We start from the raw sequence: 23,402 nt of genomic DNA on the forward strand, positions 1-23,402 counted from the left end.
GTTCGCGCGGGCAGCGACGATCAAAAAATAGTCAACGACAAAATGTCAGATAGGTGTCGAAAAGCGTGAGGCGAAAAAAAACCGCCAGGCTGGCTGGCGGTTTTTCGGGAATTCTCGGTGTCCTGCGTGCACTAACACCCCTCTCGATCCGCCAGCGGTCTGAGATACCAAAAAAAGTAAAAATAAAACTTGGCGGACATGGCGAAGTGAAATGCGTCGCTGGTCAAAAAAGGGTGAGTGACTTTATAACCCGGCACAGGCTCGGTTGACAAGCCAGGACGTCGAAAAATGCGGAAAACCCGCACGCTTCGCGCTTTGCGTGCGCGAAGCGTGCATTCATCTCGAAATCAGGCCGTGCCGCCGACCGTCATGCGTTCGATGCGCAGCGTCGGCTGACCGACGCCCACCGGCACGCTCTGGCCTTCCTTGCCGCACACGCCGACGCCCGAATCAAGCTTCATGTCGTTGCCGATCATCGTGACGTACTTCAGCGATTCCGGGCCGCTGCCGATCAGCGTCGCGCCTTTGACCGGGTACGTGATCTTGCCGTTTTCGATCATGTAAGCCTCAGAAGCCGAGAACACGAACTTGCCGTTGGTGATGTCGACCTGACCGCCGCCGAAGTTCACTGCATACAGGCCGTTCTTCACCGACTCGAGAATCTCCTGCGGATCCTTGTCGCCGTTCAGCATGTACGTGTTGGTCATGCGCGGCATCGGCAGCGCCGCGTACGATTCGCGCCGCGCGTTGCCGGTGATCGGCATCTTCATCAGACGCGCGTTCAGCGAGTCCTGGATGTAGCCCTTCAGGATGCCGTCCTCGATCAGCGTCGTGCACTGGGTCGGGTTGCCTTCGTCGTCGATATTGAGCGAACCGCGGCGGTTCGGCAGCGTGCCGTCGTCGACCACGGTGACGCCCTTCGCGGCGACCTGCTCGCCGATGCGTCCCGCGAACGCCGACGACCCCTTGCGGTTGAAGTCACCTTCCAGCCCGTGGCCGATCGCCTCGTGCAGCAGCACGCCGGGCCAGCCCGGGCCGAGCACGACGGTCATCGCCCCGGCCGGCGCCGGTCGCGCGTCGAGATTGACGAGTGCGGCGTGCACCGCGTCGTCGACGTAGCGCGACAGCACTTCGTCGGTGAAGTAGCCGTAGTCGAAGCGCCCGCCGCCGCCGCCGCTGCCGATTTCGCGGCGGCCGTTCTGCTCGGCGATGACCGTCACCGAGACGCGCACGAGCGGGCGGATGTCGGCCGCGAAGCCGCCGTCGCTGCGAGCGACCAGCACCACGTCGTATTCGCCGGCGAGGCCCGCCATCACCTGCTGGATGCGCGGATCGCGGCCGCGCGCCATCTGCTCGATGCGCTCGAGCAGCTTGACCTTTGCGGTTGCGTCGAGCGAATGGAGCGGGTCGGAGGGCAGGTACAGATCGCGCCCGGCGATGCCGGTCAGCGACGACGCCACCTTGATCTTCTGCTTGCCGCCGCCTGCCTTGGCGATCGCGCGCGTGGCGATGGCCGCCTGGCGGATCGCTTCGGGCGACAGGTCGTCCGAGTAGGCGAACGCGGTGCGGTCGCCCGACACGGCGCGCACGCCGACGCCCTGATCGATGCTGAAGCTGCCCGACTTCACGATGCCTTCCTCGAGACTCCACGCTTCGCTGCGGGTGGCCTGGAAGTAGAGGTCTGCGTAGTCGACGCGGTGCGTGAAGATTTCGGCGAGCGTGCGCGTGAGCAGCGATTCGTCGAGACCATAGGGCGTGAGAAGGATGTCCTTGGCGGCGGCGAGATTACGGATACCGGGTTCGATGATGTTCATGCGAAGTATGTTCTGCTCGATACGAAGGGGTCGGGGAGCGCCTGCGTCGTTATATGTGTGGCAGGCGCCGCAGTTTCAATGTCGGTTTCAGGTCAGCACGCGATGACGCCATGCCGGCAGGCTCTGCCGCACTTCGTCGATGCGCGCGCGATCGAGGTTGCCCGCGACCACGCCGGCGCCCTCGTCGCGCACCGCGACGATCTCGCCCCACGGGTCGATCAGCATGCTGTGGCCCCAGGTGCGGCGGCCGTTCTCATGTTTGCCGCCTTGCGCCGCGGCAAGCACGTAGCACTGATTTTCGATCGCGCGGGTGCGCAGCAGCAGCTCCCAGTGCGCGCGGCCAGTCGTGTAGGTGAACGCGGACGGCACCACGATCAGCGCGCAGTCGCCCATGCGCCGGTACAGCTCGGGAAAGCGCAGATCGTAGCAGACCGACAGGCCGACCCGGCCGAATGGCGCGTCGAAGCCTCGCACGGCGGTGCCGGGGCGAATCGTGCGCGCTTCGTCGAACGATTCTTCGCCCTTTTCGAAATTGAACAGGTGGATCTTGTCGTAGCGCGCGGCTTCGTTGCCGTGCGGATCGAACACGAGGGTCGTGTTCAATACGCGCGACGGCTCCGGCGCGGTCAGCGGCAGGGTGCCGCCGATCACCCAGATGCGGTGGCGGCGCGCGGCGTCGGCGAGAAAGCGCTGGATCGGACCGTCCTGATACGGCTCGCGTACGGCGAGCTTGTCGGTGTCCTTGAAACCCATGAAGCAGAAGTATTCAGGCAGCAGCACGAGTTGCGCGCCATCGGCGGCGGCTTCGGCGATCAGGCGCTCTGCATCGGCGAGATTGCGCTCGCGATCCGGCGTGCTGACCATCTGCAGCGCGGCGACCCGGAAGGGGCTGCCCGATGGACCGCCGGATGCCGCGTCGGATAGAGAAGAAGAGGCGTGTGTTTCGCTCATGAGCGTGTCGAAAGGCTCCTTGCAGGGCAGCGACGCAAAGCGTGGGCGCCGCATGCATGGTTCTGGGCTGGCTCGGCCCCGTTGGCGCATTGAGTCGGCGAGGTTGCGCGAGCGGCCGCGAGGTGCGAGACAGCGGCGCCGGCGACACCGGAGTGGACCGGACAAGCGAGGCCGCCGGGAGGCGAAACCGCGCGAACCCGGCGAAACTCAGTGCGCTTCCACGGACGAAGCCGGAGCGTCAATCTTACCCCGTTCGGTCGTCACCCGCTCGACGTGCGGATGCGTCCACGAGCCGGTGATCGCGTACTCGCGCGCGAACACCTGCGACACGCCATGCGAGAACGCGACGTCGGCGACCAGCGCGCCGAGGCCGATCAGCGGATTGATGATCGTCGCGGCGATCACCGCGGAGCCGGCGCTGACGGTGGGCACCACGTGCAGGTGCAGGTCCTGGGTTCTCTGCGCGATGTCGACCGAGCCCACCATCTCGGCGCGTGCCGGTGCGGTCACCATCCTGAAGTTGTCGGTGCGGGCGATGCCGTCATGAATCTGCGCGGTCCCAGTCACGCTCGAAAACGGCAGGCCCTCGCCGATCACGTCGCGGAAATCGAGCGTGGCGATCCGCGCCAGGCTTTGCAGGCTCAGCACACCGAGCAGCGTCGCGACGCCCGGTTCGACCTTGAGGATCTGGCCGTGGCGCAGATCGAGCGCGAGGTTGCCGTTCAGCGTCGAATAGTCGATCGTGGTCGGGCCGCCTTGCCACACGGCCTTGCCCGCGAGCGAGCCGGTGCCGCCCTTGAGCGTCTTCGGCAGACCGAAGCGCTCGAGCATCGCGCCGGCATCCTTGACGTCGAGCTTGAAATCGAAGACGGTGCGACGCGGCGTGGTTTCATCGGCCGACGTGGGCAGCTCGGTCGACGTGCGCCAGTTCGCGGTCGCGGTGAGTGTTGCGGTGGGGTTCGTCACGTCGAGCTTGTCGAGCTGCCAGACCGGCACGCCGTTTTCTTCGTAGTTGTGCGCGTCGACTTCGAGCCGGCCGACGTTGCGATCGCGCACGATCAACTCGTCCACCACCAGATCGATCGACGGCATGTTCAGAGCGGGCGCGGACATCGCCGGGCCGAGCAGGTCCTTGTCCTCGACCGACGGAATCACGATCCGCGCGAAGCGCGCCTGCAGCTCGCCGGGAGACTCGCGGGTCGCGCCGGGCAGCCACGATACGTGGCCGGACACCTGGTTCGACGCGATGTTTGCCTGCCACGTGCGGTCCGTGTGCGATGCGCCGACGATCACATTGTCCCAGTGGCGCTTGAGCAGCGTCAGCTTGTCGATGTGCAGCGCGAAACGATTCGGCAGGAATTGAGTGAGCGTGGGATTCGGCGCGGCGGCGGGAGTGGCCGCGCTGCTGGCGGTGTTGCCGCTGTTCGCCCGATTCGCCCCGGCCGCCTCCGCGCGCAGCAGCGCGGCGAGCGCACGCCAATCGTCGGCATTGAACTCCTTGACGTCGACGGCGGCGACCACGCCCTCGGACGGCAGATCGGCGGGGCGGTTCACGCCGATCGCGCCACGCACGACGGTTGGTGGCGTATTGGGCTGCACCCTCGGCTGATAGCGCAGCAGATACGCGGCGGCGATCGGCCCCAACGTCAGGTCGGCGCGCTCGAGGCCGGCTTCGCCCGGCGCCGTCGACGGATTGACTGAGAAATGTAGCGGCATTGGCGTGCCGACCGCCTTCTTGAACGGCGCCGGAAAATCAAGCGCGAGCCCGGTCAGATCGGAGTTGGCGCTGACTTGGGGCAGGCGGCCCTTCGCGCCGGTGACGTTCAGCGCATAAGGCGCGCTGCCGCTCATATGGGCGAGGACCTGCGCGGCCGGACCCTGCAGATTCAGCTCGCGCGCGGCAGCGACAGCGATATGGCCGTTGAGCGCGAGAGCGTACGTGCCGTCCTGGCGGAAGCCCCCGTTCGCGTGCACGTCGCCGCCGAGGAACCGCCCGGAGAGCCGGTCGGCCTCGGCCGTATGCTCGGTGAAACGCACCCGGCCGTTCAGCTGCGACAGCGGCGGCACGTGGCTCACGCTCAGGCGGTTGTTCTGGAAGCCGAGCGCGCCCTCGACGCCGATATGCGGCTTCGGCGTGCGCGGGATCGTCAGCTTCAGCGCGAGCGACGCCGCCCCTTCGGCACGGATCTTCTCGGTCTGATGCCGCGCCATGATGCCAAGCGAGCTGCCGTTCACGTAGTCGAGCATGTCCGCGAGCGGGCCGCGGCCGTTGCCCTGGATGATCAGGTTCGAGCCTTTCGTGCCGAGGTCGTCGATATGGCCGTTCACGTCAGTCAGCGCGACGCGCTTGTAGCGCCCCCGATCGATGTCGAAGCGCAGTACGTTCTGCTTGAGCTCGAACACGCCGTCGATGCCGTCGAGCGGCGGCCAAACGTTTGGCGTGCCGTTGCGCATGTTGCGCGGCGGAAACGGCGTCGGATCGAATTTGCCGCCAGTGAATGGCGCGACGATGTGGAAGATGCCGGCGTCTGGGTCGCGCGCGTAGGGGAACTTGGTCAGGTCGCCGTGCACTTCGATCGTGCCGCCGCGCGACACACCAGCCTGCAATCCGTGGCCGAGGTAAATGCGCAGCTTTTCGCTGACCGCGGTCGGCAGATAGCGGGCAATGCGCGTCACCTGCGCGCGCTGGAAGTCGGCTTTCAGGTCGAGCGAACCGCGGCCATGGCCGGGATTGCTGTAACTCGCGGTCAAGGTCGCGTCGGCGTCCGGGTTCGATACACCGAAGTCGTTGAGCTTGACCGCGAACGCCGGACGCGTGTCGCCTGGTGCCTTCGCACCCATCGTCCAGTCGGCGCGGCCGTGCAGATGGGCGAACTTGAGGCGCGGATCGTCGAACACGCCCGGCAGCGTGATCGCCACGTCGGACGTGTCGAGGTTCGCGTGGCCGCCTTTTTCGTCGGCGTCGACATTGCCCCACAGGTTTTCGATGCCGGGAACGCCGGCGCGTGGGTGTCCGCGCGGCGTGAGACCCGGCCCCGGCTCCTGGGCAGCGAAGCTGATGCCCTGCAGATCGCCCTTGAAGCGATAACGCTCGATCGGCTCCGATCCCCCTGGCCGACGGTCGCCGCCGAACTCGCCGGATTCCGGCTTGGCGCGCTCGACCTCGATGACGTAGTTCGCGACGAGCCCGCGCGGATTGATGCGCACGAGTTCGTTCAGCAAGCGCCGCGGCAGCGGCAGCGCGCGGCTGAATTCGGCGAGGATCCCGAGATCGACGCGATCGCCGCTGATGCTCAAAAGCTGCCCATGCTGCAGCGTTGCGGTCCGGTAGCGGCTGTCGAGGGTCTCGAAGTCCAGGATGCGCGTGAGCGGCGTGCCGTCTTCGAGCGGCGGCTGGCCGAGTTCGGCCCTCAGGTCCGACAGCTGCAGCGTGTAGTCGCCTTCGCCCGCTCCTACGCGCCACAGAAAATGGGCGACCGGCAGGAGCAGCTTCGGCTGGGTCGGGCTCACGCGCAGCGCGACGTCGTTGCCGTTCAGCTGGCCGCTCGCCTGAGTCATGCGGCCTTCGCGGAAGTCGATCCAGATTGCATTGTCGACGCGGCCGGCGAACGTCTCGATCGGGAATTCGACGTAGCGCGCGAGCGTCGGCAGATCGACCGGGCCCGTCGATACGTATGCCTGGCCGCTCCAGTTGATCGGTTTGCCGATCGCGGAGAGTGGTGCGTGGCGGAAGGAGGTGCGGAAATCGAGCGGGCCTTTCAGCACCTGGCCGTCGGGCGGCGCCTGCAGTGCCATGCGGTGGTCGTAGCCGTCATTGAGGATCGCGATGCGGATGTCGCGCAGCGCGAGTTCGGGCTCCTTGCGGGTGGAGTCGCGCCAGCGCAGCACCCCGCCGCGCACGACGATCGCCTGCTGGCGCAGCAGCCAGGTGGACAGGATGTCGTTGCCGCTATGGCGCGTCGGCACCGGCACGCCCGCGACCGACAGCACGCCGTCCTCGCTGCGCGACACCAGCACATCCGGCTGATCGACGATCAGACTCGACAGCGCGGGATGAAACAACCATAGCGATCGCCAGGACATCGTCGCCGTGGCGTGCGGAATCGTCAGCGCGGGTTGGCCGTCGTGATCGCGGATGACGAGGTTTGTCACATCGAGCCCCGGCTGGAAGCCGCTCCAGTGCGGCGCGAGGCGGCCGATCGTGAACTGGGCGCTCAGCTTGTCGGAGACGGCGGCTTCGATGCGTGGCCGGAACAGGTCGGCGCGCGGCAGCACCACGTAGCGCAAACCCAGAAACAGTCCGGTCGCGATGAAATAGAGGACGAGTGCGAGCGTGGCGAGCACGCGCAACGTCCGACGCAGCACAATGTGGTCGCTTCCGCGCACATGCCGGACCTGCGATGGGTCTTGCGGGTCGGCGGATTCGTTTCGCTCGGACATGCTGCAGCGGCTAGGCGTATGGTAGTTTTGCGAGTTAACGACGAAATGTAACACACGGGAAAGCGTCGGCGGACCTTCTGCAAACCCTGTTCGCACGCTGCCTCGCGGCCCGCGACGGGGCAGGCGCGAGGGCATCCGGACACCGTCAGATACCGCCGGACAAATACGATCAAGCAACGAGCGAGCCAGATTTTCGATGACTGACGCCATTCTGCTGAGTTCCAGCTATTCGCACTACGCCGCGCGCGCCGCCGCGGCCCGCCCGCAACTCGTCGCGCGTGTCAGCGCGCTGGCCGACGAGCCGCTGACGCGCGAGCGCATCGACGCGCGTCTCGACCTACTGTGTGCCGAGGCGGCGGGCCCAGCCGGTGCGCCGTTCAATGAAGATGCGCTCAAGCGCGCGCTGCGCCAGCTGCGCACCGAAGTATTCTGCGCGGTGATGGAGCGCGATCTGGCAGGCGAGGCCGATGTCGCCGAAGTCACCGGCGCGATGACCGATCTCGCGGAAACGACGATCCAGCGCGCGCTGGCGGTGCTGAGCGCCGAGCTCGAGGCGCTGTACGGCGAGCCGCGCGGCCCGCAGGGCGAACGGCTCGCGCTCGGCGTGGTCGGTATGGGCAAGCTCGGTGGGCGCGAGCTGAACGTGTCGTCGGATATCGACCTGATCTTTGTTTATGAAGACGACGGCGAGACCGCCGGCGGCCAACGCCCACCGATCGCGACCCAGGAGTTCTTCACGCGCCTCGGCAAGCGGCTGATCGGCGCGCTCGCCGAAGTCACCGCCGACGGCTATGTATTCCGCGTCGACATGCGTCTGCGGCCGAACGGCGATTCAGGGCCGCTCGTGTGCAGCCTCGGCATGCTCGAAGAATATTTCTACGTGCAGGGCCGCGAGTGGGAGCGCTACGCGTGGATCAAGGGGCGGCTCGTATCCGAGGGCGCGAGCGCCGCGGCGCAGCGGCTGCGCAAGCAGCTCGACGCGATCGTCACGCCGTTCGTCTATCGACGCTATCTCGACTTCGGCGTGATCAGCGCGATTCGCGCGCTGCATCTGCAGATTCGCCAGGAGGCGCAGCGCCGCGCCTCGATGCGTCCGGACAAGGCCGACGACATCAAGCTCGGCCGTGGCGGCATCCGCGAAATCGAATTCAGCGCGCAGGTGTTTCAGCTGATCCGCGGCGGCCAGGATGCCGGCTTTCGCGTGCGACCGACGCTCGCCGTACTGCGTCACGCGGCTACCCACGGGCTGATGGATCCGTCGGTCTGCTTGAAGCTGTCGCACGCGTACCGCTTTCTGCGCGAGATCGAGCATCGTCTGCAATACCGCAACGACGCGCAGACCCACGCGATGCCCGTCGATGACGAAGACCGCTTGGCGCTCGCGCGCGCCATGGATTGCGACGACTATGCGCAATTGATGACGAAGCTCGACGCGCATCGTGAGTTCGTCGAACAGCAGTTCGACCAGATTTTTGCTGACAAGGTGGGCGGCCGCGACGGCTGCGCAGCGCCTGAGGACGGCGCGGCTGCGTGGGTGTGGAGCAGCGCGCTCGCCGACGACAGCGCCGACGACGCGCTGCGCGCGCGCCTCGTCGAACTGGGGGTGGCAGAGCCCGGCGTGCTGCTCGCGCGGCTGCAGGCGGTGTGGCGTTCGTCGCGCTACGCGGGCCTGAACGAGCGCAGCCGGCAGCGTTTCGACATCGTCGCGCAGCGCGCGCTCGAAGCCGCGCGCACCCTGGAGCCGGCCGGGCGGCGCGGCGACACCGTCGCGCGCTTTTTCGATCTGCTCGAAGCGGTGAGCCGGCGTGGCGCGTATCTGGCGCTGCTGACCGAGTATCCGCAGGCGCTGCACCAGGTGCTGTCGGTGCTGGGCGGCTCGCGCTGGGCGGCCGGCTATCTGATCCGCCATCCGCAACTGCTCGACGAGCTGCTCGACGGCGAGGCGATCAACAGCCCATTCGACTGGACCGAATTCAAGCGCACGCTGCGCCGGCGGCTCGCGGCCGCCGACGGCGTCGAGCAGCAGATGGATCTGTTGCGCCACGCGCATCAGGCCGAGGTGTTCCGCATTCTGCTGATCGATCTCGCCGGCAAGCTCTCCGTCGAGCAAGTTAGCGACCAGCTGTCCGCGCTGGCCGACGCGGTGCTCGACGTGACCCTCGACGCAGTGTGGAAGCAGCTGCCCAAACGTCACCGCGACGCGCCCCGCTTCGCGGTGATCGCCTACGGCAAGCTTGGCGGCAAGGAGCTCGGCTACGCGTCGGACCTCGACCTGATCTTCCTGTACGACGATCCCGACGATGCCGCCGCCGACGTCTACGCCACCTACACGCGGCGCCTGATCACGTGGCTGACGACCGCGACCGGCGCCGGCACGCTGTTCGACGTCGATCTGAGGCTGCGGCCGAACGGCGAGTCGGGCCTGCTCGTCACCGATCTCGACGCGTTTCGCCGCTACCAGCTGCGCGAGGGCGACGCGGCGAACACCGCGTGGGTGTGGGAGCACCAGGCGCTGACGCGTGCACGCTACTGCGCGGGCGATGCGGAGATCGGCGCGAAGTTCGAGGCGATCCGCGAACAGGTGCTGACGACGCCGCGCGAAGCGCCGCCGCTCGCGAAGGAGATCGTCGAGATGCGCGCGCGTGTCGCGGCGGGACATCCGAACCATACGCCGGCGCTATTCGATCTGAAGCACGACCGCGGCGGCATGGTCGATATCGAATTCACCGTGCAGTACTGGGTGCTGCTGCATGCGGCGCGCGATCCCGAGCTGATTCGCAATACCGGCAATATCGCGCTGTTGCGCGAGGTGTCGCGTTTCGGGCTGATGAGCGAGGCGGAAGCGGAGACGGTCGGCGCCGCGTATCGGCGGTATCGCAAGCTGCAGCACACTCTGAGGCTCGACGGGATGGAGAAGGCGCGGGTCGATCCCGCGCTGGTGACGACCGAGCGCGAGGCGGTGCTGGCGTTGTGGAAGAGGGTGTTTGGGTGACGGCGCTGACGCGCTTCGCGAAGCGCGTCATGCGTGGCCGGGATGGGTGGTGAGGTCTCGGCCAACTTGGCTCAGGTCATTTGCCGTGACCTACACACGGCGCAAACTCAAGCGGTCAGCATTTCCTTCGCGTGCTTGCGCGTGGTCGCGGTGATTTCGAGGCCGCCGAGCATGCGTGCGACTTCCTCGATGCGGCTCGCCTTGTCTAGCGAGGTCACGCTGCTGAGCGTGCCGCCCTTGCCGTTGCCGGTCTTCGCCACCTGGAAATGATGATCGCCGCGCGCGGCGACCTGCGGCAGGTGCGTTACGCACAACACCTGGCGCGCCTCACCGAGTTGATGCAGCAGCCGACCGACCACTTCGGCCACGGCGCCACCGATACCGGTGTCAACTTCGTCGAAGATCAGCGTCGGGGTCGGGCTGGCCGCACTCGCGATCACCGCGAGCGCAAGACTGATACGCGCCAGTTCGCCGCCCGACGCAACCTTCGCGAGCGGCCGCAGCGGCACGCCGGCGTGACCGGCCACGCGAAACTCGATCTGCTCGAGCCCATGCGCGCCGCCTTCGGGCAGCGGCACCAGCGCGACTTCGAAGCTGCCGCCTTTCATCGACAGTTCCTGCATGCCGGTCGTGACCGCCTCGCCGAGCGCCTTGCCCGCTTTCGCTCGCGCCTTCGACAGCTTTTTCGCTTCGGCGACGAACACGTCCTTCGCTTGCGCCTCGGCGGCGCGCAGGCCGTCGAGGTCGGCGGCGGCGTCGAGCGCGGCCAATTGCTTGCGCCGCGCTTCGTGTTCTTCCGGGAGCGTCTCGGGTTGCAGGCGGAATTTGCGCGCGGCCGAGTGCAGCGCGTCGAGGCGCTTTTCGACCTGCGCGAGCCGCTCGGGATCGAGCTCGAGCTTCTGTGCGTAGTGGCTTAGCGAATACGCCGCTTCCTGCAACTGGATTTCGGCGGGTTCGAGCGCGGCGAGCACGTCGTTCAGCGCCGGGTCGATCTCCGCGAGGTCGCGCACCTTCGATACGATCGAGCCGAGATGCGTGATCATCGCGTCGTCCGATTCGGACAGCGCGCCGAGCGCGCCCTGCACGCCGTCGATCAGATTCGCCGAGTGCGACAGCCGCCGATGCTCGGTGTTGACCTCTTCCCATTCGCCCGGTTGCGGCGCTAGCTTGTCGAGCTCGGTGAGCTGCCACGCGAGTCGCTCGCGCTCGAGTTGCAGCTCGCGATCGCGCGTCTGCGCGTGCTCGACCGCCTGCGCCTTGTCGCGCCACGTGCGCCATGCGCGCGTGACCGCGGCGGCCATGTCGGACAGGCCCGCGTGCGTGTCGAACAGCTCGCGCTGCGCGTCCGGGCGCATCAGCAACTGGTGCGCGTGCTGGCCGTGAATGTCGACCAGCATTTCGCCGACCTCGCGCAGCTGCGCGAGCGTGGCCGCCGTACCGTTGATGAATGCGCGCGAGCGGCCGTTCGCGTCGACCACCCGCCGCAGCATCACGGTGCCGCCGTGCTGGCCTTCGTCGGCCGCGCCGAGCGCCTGCTCGTCGAGCCATTGATCGACGAGCGCGTGCGTCTCGAACTCCGCGGTGATGTCGGCGCGGCTCTCGCCGGTGCGCACGACGCTTGCCTCGGCGCGCGCGCCGAGCGCGAGTGCGAGCGCGTCGATCAGGATCGACTTGCCGGCGCCGGTTTCGCCCGAGAAAACGGTAAAGCCGCTGTCGAATTCGAGATCGAGCGCGGCGACGATGACGAAGTCGCGTATCGAGAGGTGGCGAAGCATGGAAGTCGTCGGGTTGGGCTTGGGGTTCGGGTGACGGCCGCGGCGGCGTGCGCGCTTCAACGCGCCGCTTACGGCCTCGAGTCTTCTTCGTGCGACGGGTACTCGTGCCAGTGCAGCTTCTTGCGCAGCGTCGCGTAATAGCTGTAGCCGACCGGATGCAGAATCGGCACCGTGTGACGCGAGCGGCGCACCTCGATCGTGTCGCCGAGTTCCAGCGACGTGAACGACTGCATGTCGAAATTGACGTTGACTTCGCGCCCGGAAACGATCTGGATGCTGACCTTCGATTCGTCCGGCAGCACGATCGGCCGGTTCGACAGCGCGTGCGGCGCAATCGGCACGAGCACGATGCCCTGCAGTTGCGGATGCAGGATCGGCCCCTGCGACGACAGCGAGTACGCGGTCGAGCCGGTCGGCGTCGCGACGATCAGGCCGTCCGAGCGCTGGTTGTACATGAAGCGCCCGTCGACCGACACGCGCAGTTCCGCCATGCCCGAGAAGCCGCTACGGTTGACCACCACGTCGTTGAACGCGAGCGCGTGGTAGATCGGCGTGCCATCGCGCACGATGCGCGCTTCCAGCAGCATGCGCTCCTCGCGCTCGAAATTGCCGGACAGCATCTGCGGCACGATCTCGCGCATGTCGGAAATCGGGATGTCGGTGATGAAGCCGAGCCGCCCATGGTTGATGCCGATCAAGGGCGTGCGATATGGCGCAAGCTGGCGACCGATGCCAAGCATCGTGCCGTCGCCGCCGAGCACCACGGCGACGTCGGCGCGCGCGCCGATCTCGGCGAGACGCAGCGCCGGGTGGTCGGTCACGCCGATTTCGGCGGCGGTGTCGGCTTCGAACACGACTTCGAGGCCGAGCTTCGCGATGCACGCGGCGAGCGCGGTGAGCGGCTCGCCGATGCCCGGCGTATTGCTGCGCCCGACGAGCGCGACGGTCTTGAACTGGCTGGTCACTTGCATGCCGGCATTACACCATAGGTGGGGCCTGAAAAGAATCGCAGACCAACCCGGTAGTGGGTCACCGCACATGGGGCGTCTGCGTATGTCGCGATTATCGTTAGAATGGTGAAGACCTGATGACATGCGAGCCCGCCGACGGCGACGCATTCGGCGGGGGCGGGCGCCGCGGGCGCTCGCGGCTGCGGTGCCATTGAGCTAAAATTTTTCGTCATGCTAGATCCTCGCGCACAAACCCTCCTCAAAACGCTGATTGAGCGCTACATCGCCGAAGGTCAGCCGGTCGGCTCGCGCACGCTGTCGCGTTATTCGGGCCTCGAACTCAGTCCGGCCACGATCCGCAACGTGATGTCCGATCTCGAGGATCTGGGGCTCGTGATCAGTCCGCATACTTCGGCGGGGCGCATTCCGACGCCGCGCGGCTACCGTCTGTTCGTCGACACGATGCTGACGGTCGAATCCGCCGCTGATGAGGAAGCGGTGATGCGCACCGTCAAGACCACGCTGCAGGTGGGCGAACCGCAGAAGATCGTTGCCGCGGCGGCGAGCGTGCTGTCCAACCTGTCGCAGTTCGCCGGCGTCGTGCTCACGCCGCGCCGCAGCCACGTGTTCAAGCAGATCGAATTCATGCGCCTGTCCGACAAGCGCATTCTGCTGATCATCGTGACGCCCGAAGGCGACGTGCAGAACCGCATCCTCGCCACCCAGCGCGACTTTTCGCCGTCGCAGCTGGTGGAAGCCTCCAATTACATCAACGCGCACTTCGCGGGCCTGTCGTTCGACGAAGTGCGCCGCCGCCTGCGCGGGGAAATCGACGAGCTGCGCGGCGACATGACCTCGTTGATGCACGCGGCCGTCACCGCGAGCACCGACGAATCCGACACCGGCGAGACCGTGCTGATCTCGGGCGAGCGCAATCTGCTCGAAGTCGCCGATCTTTCGTCAGACATGGCGCGCCTGCGCAAGCTGTTCGATGTGTTCGACCAGAAGACCAGCCTCCTTCAGTTGCTCGACGTGTCGAGTCATGCGGCGGGCGTGCAGATTTTCATCGGCGGCGAATCGACTCTGGTGCCGATCGAGGAAATGAGCGTCGTCACCGCACCGTATGAGGTGAACGGCAAGATCGTCGGCACGCTCGGCGTGATCGGGCCGACCCGCATGGCCTACAGCCGCGTGATCCCGATCGTCGACATCACCGCGCGGCTGCTGTCCATGACGCTGAGTCAGCAGTAGTCCTCGCGCTGCGCGGGACTGCCGTCATCGCAGCCCGTCCCGGCCATGATGCGCGAGCGCGCGGCGTCTGCCAATCGTCCGAATGGCCATGGGTGTCTGGCGGGGCCGGGCAGGACCCGCGCCGCTATAATGAATCTCCACTGAATCGACTCGCCGCATGAAGCGGTGAATTCTGCTGCCTATGCGCTTCGACCTCGAGCGGCCTTCACAGAACGCCACGTCGCATCGCGTCGCCGTGTTGCTGATCAATCTCGGCACGCCCGACGCGCCGACGCCGCGCGCGGTGCGTCGCTATCTCGCCCAGTTCCTGTCCGACCCGCGCGTGGTCGAAATTCCGGCGTTGCTGTGGCAGCTCATTCTGCGTCTGCTGATTCTGCCGTTTCGTGGCCGCAGCTCCGCGAAGAAGTACGCGGCGGTGTGGATGCCCGAGGGCTCGCCGTTGCGCGTGCATACCGAAAAGCAGCTGGAGGGCTTGCGTCATCTGCTGCAACTGAACGACTACACGGTGCTGGTCGACTATGCGATGCGCTACGGCACGCCCGGCATTCCGGCCATGCTCAACCAATTGAAGCTCGCCGGCGCCGAGCGCGTGTTGCTGATGCCGATGTATCCGCAGTATTCGGCGTCGACTACCGCGACCGCGTTCGACGAAGCCTTTAGCGCACTCAAACGCATGCGCAACCAGCCGGAAATTCGCACGGTGCGCCAGTACGCCGATCACCCGGCGTATATCGCAGCGCTTGCCGCGCAGGTGCATCACTACTGGCATCAGCACGGCCGCCCCGACTTCGCCGCGGGCGACAAACTCGTGCTGAGTTTTCACGGAGTACCGAAGCGCACGCTCGATCTCGGCGACCCGTACCACGAGCAATGCCAGCAGACCGCCGCGCTTCTGATGCAGGCGCTCGGGTTGACGCCGATGGAATGCCGCATTACGTTCCAGTCGCGCTTCGGCAAGGCCGAATGGCTGCAGCCCTACACGGCACCGACGTTGAAGGAACTCGGCGCGGCAGGCGTGCGACGTGCTGACGTGTTCTGCCCGGGCTTCACCGCCGACTGCCTCGAGACGATCGAGGAAATCGGCATGGAAGTGCGCAACGAATTTCTGCAGGCGGGTGGCAAGGAGTTTCACCGGATCGCCTGTCTGAACGCGTCGCAGCCGTGGGTTGCCGCGCTCGGCGAAATCGTTGCGCAGCATCTGCAGGGATGGCCGGTGCAGGCGGTACCTGTGCCGCACACCACAGGAGCTTGAATACGCAGATGAACTATCGCATTTCAACCGAACCGGGCGCGAGGCTGCGCATAGACAAATGGCTGTGGGCAGCGCGCTTTTTCAAGACTCGTTCGCTGGCGGCGGACGCGGTCGAGAAGGGGCGCGTGCGCATCGCCGGTGTGGCGGTGAAACCGGCGAAGGACGTGCGTGTCGGCGATCTGGTCGAAATCGAGATCGAGCGGTTCGTGTGGCAGGTGGAAGTGCTGGGCGTGTGCGACGTGCGCGGCCCGGCCAGTGTGGCGCAGACGCTTTATGTAGAAACCGCGGAGAGCCGGGCGAAGCGGCAGGTCGAGCAGGAGCGGCGCAGGGTGTACCACGAACCGGCTGCCGCGCTGCACGGGCGACCGACCAAGCGCGACCGGCGCACTATCGACAGATTTTCAGGTGGGGATTGAGGAACTGCTCCATGGTGGCTCTGGCGCCACCGTACTCCGTGGTGTGGTCGTTGACCGCACCGGACATGCAGATGGTCGTGGTGCCCCCTATCAGTACCAGTGCGACCACCCCGATTGCAAAGGTCAGTTTCACGGTACTCCCCTTGGGAAGATGGTGGGCTGATACAGCGATCGGAACAACTGTCAGGCTTCGGTAAGGCTTACGTTAAATTAGGGTTAACGTGGCGTTTCTGCTGCATGATTGGAGAATAGGCCAGTTGCGGGCCGCACTCAATCTCTATCTGATTGCGCCACGCTAATGGTTGTTACGGCGCATTTCGCCTGCCCGAAGGTGGTGCGAAAAAACCGTCGGAGCCGCTTGAAACGGCTTTTTCGGGCCCCATCTGCGGTCCGGACTGGCAGGTCGCCGCGAAGGCGCGTGTCGCGATTTTGCAACGCACAAATTGCCGCGTGTTGGAACGGCTTTCACCGCCTTTGGCTTTTACTTTTTTTACGACTTTCAGCGACATGGAAAACACGCAAGAGAACCCGACGAGCCAGAATCCCACGCCCGCCGACGAAGCCGCGCGCCAGGCCGCCGAGGCCGCCCAGGCCGCTGCTCAACAGCCGGACACCGGCGCCGCCGCTGAACTGGCCCAGGGTGCTGGCGAGCAGGCACTGGCCGACGCTCAGGCGAAGATCGCCGAGTTGCAGGAAAGCTTCCTGCGCGCCAAGGCCGAAACCGAAAACGTGCGCCGTCGTGCTCAGGAAGACGTCGCCAAGGCGCACAAGTTTGCGATCGAGAACTTCGCCGAGCATCTGCTGCCCGTGGTCGACAGTCTCGAGGCGGCCGTGGCCCATTCATCCGACGACCTGCAGAAGGTCCGCGAAGGCGTCGAGCTCACGCTGCGTCAGCTGAGCGGCGCGCTCGAGAAGGGCCGCGTCGTTGCCATCAATCCGGTCGGCGAAAAGTTCGACCCGCATCGTCATCAGGCAATTTCGATGGTGCCGGCCGACCAGGAGCCGAACACCGTCGTCGCGGTGTTGCAAAAGGGTTTCGTGATCGCGGATCGCGTGCTGCGTCCCGCGCTCGTGACCGTCGCGGCGCCGAAATAAGTACGGCGAGGCGCACGCCGGGCGTTTGGGCCCGTCGCGTCCGCACCGTCGTTTCACATCGCTTCGCGTCGCAAAAGATCCAGTCAATTCAGGTGCTTCCGGCCAGCAGCGCCGGGGGGCGCCGTGCCGGCTGACGAAGCGGACTCGCAGCAAAGATTCAGGGGCCCGCCCCGTGATTGAAAAAAATTAAAGACCGCATCGCAAAAAAGGTCTTGAAAACGATGCGGCCGCACTTATTTTGAGTGCAGGTATGAATTGAGAGCGGATCGCCCCGCCGCCAGATGGGCCAACCGGGCGCTTTCCGCAGCGATCAAAGTCAGGAGATTTGAAAAAATGGGCAAAATCATCGGCATCGACCTCGGCACGACCAACTCGTGCGTGGCGATCATGGAAGGTAACTCGGTCAAGGTGATCGAGAACTCGGAAGGCGCGCGCACCACGCCGTCGATCATCGCTTACATGGAAGACAACGAGATTCTCGTTGGCGCACCGGCCAAGCGTCAGTCGGTCACGAACCCGAAGAACACGCTGTACGCGGTCAAGCGCCTGATCGGCCGCCGCTTCGAAGAAAAAGAAGTGCAGAAGGACATCGGCCTGATGCCGTACAAGATCATGAAGGCCGACAACGGTGACGCATGGGTCCAGGTGCGCGACGAGAAGCTCGCGCCGCCGCAAATTTCCGCCGAAGTGCTGCGCAAGATGAAGAAGACCGCTGAGGACTACCTCGGCGAGACCGTCACGGAAGCCGTGATCACCGTGCCGGCGTACTTCAACGACAGCCAGCGTCAGGCGACCAAGGACGCCGGCCGCATCGCCGGTCTGGAAGTCAAGCGGATCATCAACGAACCGACCGCCGCGGCTCTCGCGTTTGGTCTGGACAAGGCTGAAAAGGGCGACCGCAAGATCGCGGTGTACGACCTGGGTGGCGGCACGTTCGACGTGTCGATCATCGAAATCGCCGACGTCGACGGTGAAATGCAGTTCGAAGTGCTGTCCACGAACGGCGATACGTTCCTCGGCGGCGAAGACTTCGACCAGCGCATCATCGACTACATCATCGGCGAGTTCAAGAAGGAGCAGGGCGTCGATCTGTCGAAGGACGTGCTCGCGCTGCAGCGCCTGAAGGAATCGGCTGAAAAGGCGAAGATCGAGCTGTCGTCGAGCCAGCAGACCGAAATCAACCTGCCGTACATCACGGCCGACGCATCGGGTCCGAAGCACCTGAACCTGAAGATCACGCGCGCCAAGCTGGAAGCGCTGGTCGAAGACCTGATCGAACGCACCATCGAGCCGTGCCGTGTCGCGATCAAGGACGCGGGCGTGAAGGTCGGTGAAGTCGACGACGTGATTCTGGTCGGCGGTATGACCCGTATGCCGAAGGTGCAGGAAAAGGTGAAGGAGTTCTTCGGCAAGGATCCGCGCCGTGACGTGAACCCGGACGAAGCCGTGGCCGTGGGTGCCGCGATCCAGGGCCAGGTTCTGTCGGGCGACCGCAAGGACGTGCTGCTGCTCGACGTGACCCCGCTGTCGCTCGGCATCGAGACGCTCGGCGGCGTGATGACGAAGATGATCAACAAGAACACCACGATCCCGACCAAGCACGCGCAGGTCTACTCGACGGCTGACGACAATCAGAGCGCCGTGACGATCAAGGTATTCCAGGGCGAACGCGAAATGGCAGCGGGCAACAAGCTGCTCGGCGAGTTCAACCTCGAAGGCATTCCGCCGGCACCGCGCGGCGTGCCGCAGATCGAAGTGAGCTTCGACATCGACGCAAACGGCATTCTGCACGTCGGCGCGAAGGACAAGGCGACCGGCAAGGAAAACCGCATCACGATCAAGGCGAACTCGGGTCTGTCCGAAGCCGAAATCGAGAAGATGGTGAAGGACGCCGAAGCGAACGCGGAAGAAGATCACAAGCTGCGTGAGCTGGCCGACGCCCGCAACCAGGGTGACGCCCTCGTGCACAGCACGAAGAAGGCGCTGACCGAGTACGGCGACAAGCTCGAAGCTGGCGAGAAGGACAAGATCGAAGCCGCGTTGAAGGACCTCGAAGACGCGCTCAAGAGCAGCGCGAGCGACAAGGCCGCGATCGAAGCGAAGATCGAAGCGGTGGCCACGGCCTCGCAGAAGATGGGCGAGAAGATGTACGCCGACATGCAGGCTGCGCAAGGTGCCGAAGCGGCAGCCGGCGCGGCGGGCGGTGCCGGTGCATCGGCGGGCGCGAGCCAGCAGGCCGACGACGTGGTCGACGCTGAGTTCAAGGAAGTGAAGAAAGACTAAAGCCAGGTCGGCATCCGACCGTAAAGCCGTGCACAGCAATGTGCGCGGCCCGGCTGCACCAGAACGGCGTCTTTGGGGCGCCTGGAGTGCAAGAGCGGTTTTCGCGCCTGGCGAGCCTTGTGGGCTCTCCGGGCACGTTCGTTTTATGGAGGGCGTTGTTTTGAACCGTGGGCAAACGCGGCGCAGACAGCGGCCGGACGAGTCGTGAGACTCCACAGCATTCACAAGGAGCTACCGCGTCGCTTTGCGCGGCGGCGTTGAACCGATATGGCGAAACGGGATTACTACGAGGTTCTGGGCGTCGCAAAGAACGCGAGCGACGACGAAATCAAGAAGGCTTATCGCAAGCTCGCGATGAAGCACCACCCCGACCGCAATCCGGGCAGCAAGGATTCGGAAGAGCATTTCAAGGAGGTGAAGGAAGCCTATGAAATGCTGTCGGATTCGCAAAAGCGCGCTGCGTACGATCAGTACGGTCACGCGGGCGTCGATCCGAACATGGGTGGGGCCGGCGCGCAGGGTTTCGGCGGCTTTGCCGATGCATTTGGCGACATCTTCGGCGACATCTTCGGCCAGGCGGCCGGCGGTGGTGGACGCGCAGGTGGCCGCGCGGGCCCGCAGGTCTATCGCGGCGCCGATCTGCGCTACAGCATGGAAATCACGCTCGAGCAGGCCGCGCACGGCTATGACACGCAGATTCGCGTGCCGAGCTGGGTTTCGTGCGAAGTCTGTCACGGCTCGGGCGCGAAGCCGGGCACCAAGCCGGAAACCTGCCCGACCTGTAGCGGCTCGGGTTCGGTGCGCATGTCGCAGGGCTTCTTCAGCATCCAGCAGACTTGCCCGAAGTGCCACGGCTCCGGCACCTACATCCCGGACCCGTGCAATCACTGCCACGGCGCCGGCAAGGTGAAAGAAACCAAGACGCTCGAAGTGAAGATTCCGGCCGGTATCGACGACGGCATGCGCATCCGTTCGGCTGGCAATGGCGAGCCGGGCATCAACGGCGGACCGTCGGGCGATCTGTACGTCGAGATTCATATCAAGCAGCACTCGGTGTTCGAGCGCGACGGCGACGATCTGCACTGCCAGATGCCGATTCCGTTCACCACCGCGGCGCTCGGCGGCGAGATCGAGGTGCCGACGCTAGCCGGCCGCGCCAGCTTCACGGTGCCGGAAGGCACGCAGTCGGGCAAGACGTTCCGTTTGCGCGGCAAGGGCATCAAGGGGCTGCGTTCGAGTATCGCCGGCGATCTGTACGTGCACGTGCAGGTCGAAACGCCGGTCAAGCTCACTGAGACGCAGCGCGATCTGCTCAAGCAGTTCGAAAAGGCGCTCGTGGAAGGCGGTTCGCGGCATAGTCCGCAAAGCAAGAGCTGGTTCGATCGCGTGAAGAGCTTTTTCGATTGATCTGATTTGGCGGTCAGTATGACGGTGGACAGGCGCGGCGCGGTGTTCGCGCTTCTCGACGATTGCGATGCAACGGCGGCGCGTCCATCGAGCCGCTTGTACACGGGTTTCGTGCGCGAGCGGGTCTGTACGGAGGCGGCGCAGCTCGACGCTGTATGCGACAGCGTCGCGGAGGATACCCGCAACGGTTTGCACGCCGTCGTGCTCGCCGACTACGAATTTGGCCGTGCGCTCGTCGGTATCGATGCGCTTCGGTCCACAGAAACGCAGCGTGGCAATGCCACGCTGCGTTTTTTATTGTTCGAACGCTGCACGAAGCTTGCGCGCGACGAGGTCGACGCGTGGCTGATGACGCGCGATAACGGCGCGCTGGAGCCGTCGGTCGCGGGCACGGCGAATGTGCGCGAAAGCGTCGATCGCGCGCAGTTCGACGCGGCGATCGACGCGATTCACGCCGCGCTGTGCGCGGGCGATTCCTATCAGGTCAACTACACTTACCGGCTCGGCTTCGACGTGTTCGGCTCGCCGCTCGCCTTCTATCGGCGATTGCGAGCGCGTCAGCCGGTGCCGTTCGGCGCGCTGATCGGGTTGCCGGACGATGCGTGGGTGTTGTCGTGTTCGCCCGAGCTGTTCGTCGAAAAGCACGGCGAGACGCTGCGCGCGCGGCCGATGAAGGGCACGGCGCCGCGCTCGGATGATCCCGTCACCGACCGAGGCAACGCCAGCTTTCTCGCCAATGACCCGAAGAACCGCGCCGAGAACGTGATGATCGTCGATCTGTTGCGTAACGATCTGTCGCGGGTCGCGCGGATTGGGTCGGTCAACGTGCCCGCGCTGTTTTCTGTCGAGCCGTATCCGTCGGTGTGGCAGATGACGTCGACTGTGGAAGCGACGTTGCCCGGCGGTACCTCGTTCGCGACGATTCTGCGCGCGCTGTTTCCATGCGGCTCGGTTACCGGCGCGCCGAAGCATCGCACGATGCAGTTGATCGATGAATTGGAGAGTACGCCGCGCGGGCTTTATACCGGTGCGATCGGGTGGCTCGATGCGCCGGGCGATGATCACGATTGCGGCGACTTCTGCCTGTCGGTGGCAATCCGCACGCTGACGCTGACTCCGTCGGCGCAAGCCGGCGGCACGGACTGTCTGCGCGGCAGCATGGGCATCGGCGCGGGCATCGTGCTCGACAGCGTGGCCGCCGACGAGCATGAGGAGTGTCGATTGAAAGGACGTTTTCTGACCGGCGCCGAGCCGGGCTTCGAGCTGTTCGAAACGATGTACGCGACGCGGGAAGACGGCGTGCGGCATCTCGAGCGTCATCTGCGGCGTTTGTCGTCGAGCGCCGCGACGCTCGGCTTCGGGTGCGACGAAGGGCGCATTCGTGAAGAGATCGCCGCGCAGTGCGCGGCGCTGCCGGCGCGCACCGCGCATCGCATGCGGCTAGCGTTGAGCAAGAGCGGCGCGACGCAGATCACAGCCGCGGTACTTGCGCCATTAGCGGATGCGACCGTGGGTGTTCTGCTCGGCACCGACGCGCAATTCGCGCCGACACACGCCGCTGATCCGCTGCTGCACCACAAGACTACGCGTCGCGCCGACTACGACCGCGGCTGGCGAGAAGCCGAAGCGAAGGGCGCCTTCGATACGTTGTTCTTCAACGAACGGGGCGAGCTGACCGAAGGCGGCCGCTCGAACGTATTCGTGAAGCTCGCGGGACGATGGTGGACGCCGCCGCTCGCATCAGGCGTGCTGCCTGGCGTGATGCGAAGCGTGTTGCTCGACGAGGCATCGAGCCTGCAGGCAGCTGAAAAAGTGCTGACGCAGGCGGATGTACTGAACGCCGAGGCGCTGCTCGTGTGCAACGCGTTGCGCGGCGCGGTACCGGCACGGCTCGTTCGTTAGAGCGCTGCGGCCGGAATGCCGCGCGCTCGCGCGGCAAAGAAGCATCAGAAAGTGTGCTCGGGGCCCGGAAACGTGCCGTCCTTTACCGCTCGCACATAAGCCTCGACTGCCGCCTGAATGTTCGGCTGTCCCTGCATGAAATCTTTCACGAAGCGCGGCCGCTTGCCTGGGAAAATCCCGAGCATGTCATGCAGCACGAGCACCTGACCCGAGCAGTCGAGGCCCGCGCCGATGCCGATCGTCGGAATGCGCAGCTGCTTCGTGACCTCGCCCGCGAGTTGCGACGGGATCGCTTCCATCACGATCAGTTGCGCTCCGGCCTCCTGCACAGCGAGCGAATCGCGCAGTAGCTGGCTCGCGCCCGCCTCGGTCTTGCCCTGCACCTTGAAGCCGCCGAACGCATGCACCGACTGCGGCGTAAGACCGACGTGCGCGCACACCGGAATCGAGCGCTCGACCAGAAACCGTACCGTGTCCGCGAGCCATTCGCCGCCTTCGAGCTTGACCATTTGCGCGCCCGCGCGCATCAGTTCGACCGAGCTCCTGAACGCGTCTTCGCGCGTGCCGTACGTGCCGAACGGCAGGTCCGCGACGATCAGTGCCGACGGCCGGGCGCGCGCGACGCTCGCCGTGTGATACGCGATGTCGGCAAGCGACACCGGCAGCGTAGTCGCCTGGCCTTGCAGCACGTTGCCGAGCGAGTCGCCGATCAGCAGCGTGTCGACCCCCGCGCGATCGAGTAGCGCGGCGAAGCTCGCGTCGTAACAGGTGAGCATCGCGATCTTTTCGCCGGCGTCGCGCATTGCCTGCAGTTTCGGCACGGTAATCGCGCTCCGGCTCGTTTCCTGCAAATAAGTCATGGTCAATCCAATCA

The 23,402-nt window shown here is 65.5% G+C and carries 15 protein-coding genes; 8 read left to right on the forward strand and 7 right to left on the reverse strand.

What is annotated here, in order from left to right; genetic code table 11:
* Positions 1-347: 347 nt before the first annotated feature.
* The 3 genes from tldD to L0U81_RS02575 form a co-directional block, all read right to left on the reverse strand.
* Positions 348-1,814: a metalloprotease TldD gene (gene tldD / locus L0U81_RS02565; protein WP_233800027.1), complete on the reverse strand. Its 1,467-nt coding sequence runs from the start codon at positions 1,812-1,814 to the stop codon at positions 348-350.
* An 87-nt stretch (positions 1,815-1,901) separates the two neighbouring features.
* Positions 1,902-2,765, reverse strand: a complete 864-nt coding sequence (locus L0U81_RS02570; protein WP_233800028.1) for a carbon-nitrogen hydrolase family protein — start codon at positions 2,763-2,765, stop codon at positions 1,902-1,904.
* A gap of 207 nt (positions 2,766-2,972) precedes the next feature.
* Positions 2,973-7,205: a YhdP family protein gene (locus tag L0U81_RS02575; protein WP_233800029.1), complete on the reverse strand. Its 4,233-nt coding sequence runs from the start codon at positions 7,203-7,205 to the stop codon at positions 2,973-2,975.
* 163 nt (positions 7,206-7,368) lie between these two features.
* Between L0U81_RS02575 and glnE the strand changes: the two genes are divergently transcribed.
* On the forward strand, positions 7,369-10,197 hold the full coding sequence (glnE, locus tag L0U81_RS02580; RefSeq protein ID WP_442793413.1) for a bifunctional [glutamate--ammonia ligase]-adenylyl-L-tyrosine phosphorylase/[glutamate--ammonia-ligase] adenylyltransferase: 2,829 nt from the start codon (positions 7,369-7,371) through the stop codon (positions 10,195-10,197).
* A gap of 107 nt (positions 10,198-10,304) precedes the next feature.
* Here glnE and recN read toward each other — a convergent pair whose 3' ends face one another.
* Both recN and L0U81_RS02590 read right to left on the reverse strand, forming a co-directional pair.
* Positions 10,305-11,972 (reverse strand): DNA repair protein RecN, encoded by a 1,668-nt coding sequence (gene recN, locus L0U81_RS02585; protein WP_233800031.1) that lies wholly within the window; start codon positions 11,970-11,972, stop codon positions 10,305-10,307.
* Between the two features lie 68 nt (positions 11,973-12,040).
* Entirely contained in the window at positions 12,041-12,943 is a 903-nt protein-coding gene (locus tag L0U81_RS02590) for an NAD kinase (RefSeq protein WP_233800032.1), read from the reverse strand.
* A 210-nt stretch (positions 12,944-13,153) separates the two neighbouring features.
* On the opposite strand from L0U81_RS02590, the gene hrcA reads away from it, so the two are divergent.
* The 3 genes from hrcA (at position 13,154) to L0U81_RS02605 (ending at position 15,841) form a co-directional block, all read left to right on the forward strand.
* The gene (gene hrcA / locus L0U81_RS02595; RefSeq protein WP_233800033.1) at positions 13,154-14,173 is read left to right on the forward strand and encodes a heat-inducible transcriptional repressor HrcA; all 1,020 of its coding nucleotides are present in this window, start codon (positions 13,154-13,156) and stop codon (positions 14,171-14,173) included.
* Between the two features lie 181 nt (positions 14,174-14,354).
* Positions 14,355-15,425: a ferrochelatase gene (gene hemH / locus L0U81_RS02600; RefSeq protein WP_233800034.1), complete on the forward strand. Its 1,071-nt coding sequence runs from the start codon at positions 14,355-14,357 to the stop codon at positions 15,423-15,425.
* An 8-nt stretch (positions 15,426-15,433) separates the two neighbouring features.
* Positions 15,434-15,841: an RNA-binding S4 domain-containing protein gene (locus L0U81_RS02605; RefSeq protein ID WP_233800035.1), complete on the forward strand. Its 408-nt coding sequence runs from the start codon at positions 15,434-15,436 to the stop codon at positions 15,839-15,841.
* A gap of 305 nt (positions 15,842-16,146) precedes the next feature.
* Here the strand turns inward: L0U81_RS02605 and L0U81_RS02610 are convergent, their stop codons facing one another.
* Positions 16,147-16,350, reverse strand: coding sequence for a hypothetical protein (locus L0U81_RS02610; RefSeq protein WP_233800036.1), 204 nt, complete (start codon positions 16,348-16,350; stop codon positions 16,147-16,149).
* Between L0U81_RS02610 and grpE the strand changes: the two genes are divergently transcribed.
* From grpE to pabB, 4 genes are all read left to right on the forward strand, one after another.
* The gene (grpE, locus tag L0U81_RS02615; RefSeq protein WP_233800037.1) at positions 16,349-16,936 is read left to right on the forward strand and encodes a nucleotide exchange factor GrpE; all 588 of its coding nucleotides are present in this window, start codon (positions 16,349-16,351) and stop codon (positions 16,934-16,936) included. The two genes, L0U81_RS02610 and grpE, sit on opposite strands and share 2 nt — an antisense overlap.
* A gap of 333 nt (positions 16,937-17,269) precedes the next feature.
* Positions 17,270-19,219, forward strand: a complete 1,950-nt coding sequence (gene dnaK, locus L0U81_RS02620) for a molecular chaperone DnaK (RefSeq protein ID WP_233800038.1) — start codon at positions 17,270-17,272, stop codon at positions 19,217-19,219.
* A 267-nt stretch (positions 19,220-19,486) separates the two neighbouring features.
* Positions 19,487-20,626: a molecular chaperone DnaJ gene (gene dnaJ, locus L0U81_RS02625; protein WP_233800039.1), complete on the forward strand. Its 1,140-nt coding sequence runs from the start codon at positions 19,487-19,489 to the stop codon at positions 20,624-20,626.
* Positions 20,627-20,644: 18 nt separating this feature from the next.
* Positions 20,645-22,528, forward strand: coding sequence for an aminodeoxychorismate synthase component I (gene pabB / locus L0U81_RS02630; protein ID WP_233800040.1), 1,884 nt, complete (start codon positions 20,645-20,647; stop codon positions 22,526-22,528).
* A gap of 44 nt (positions 22,529-22,572) precedes the next feature.
* On the opposite strand, the gene panB is transcribed toward pabB, so the two are convergent.
* Positions 22,573-23,388 (reverse strand): 3-methyl-2-oxobutanoate hydroxymethyltransferase, encoded by an 816-nt coding sequence (gene panB, locus L0U81_RS02635; RefSeq protein ID WP_233800041.1) that lies wholly within the window; start codon positions 23,386-23,388, stop codon positions 22,573-22,575.
* Between the last annotated feature and the right edge of the window lie 14 nt (positions 23,389-23,402).

Origin of the sequence: Paraburkholderia sp. HP33-1, from assembly GCF_021390595.1 — a bacterium.
Lineage (GTDB): Bacteria > Pseudomonadota > Gammaproteobacteria > Burkholderiales > Burkholderiaceae > Paraburkholderia.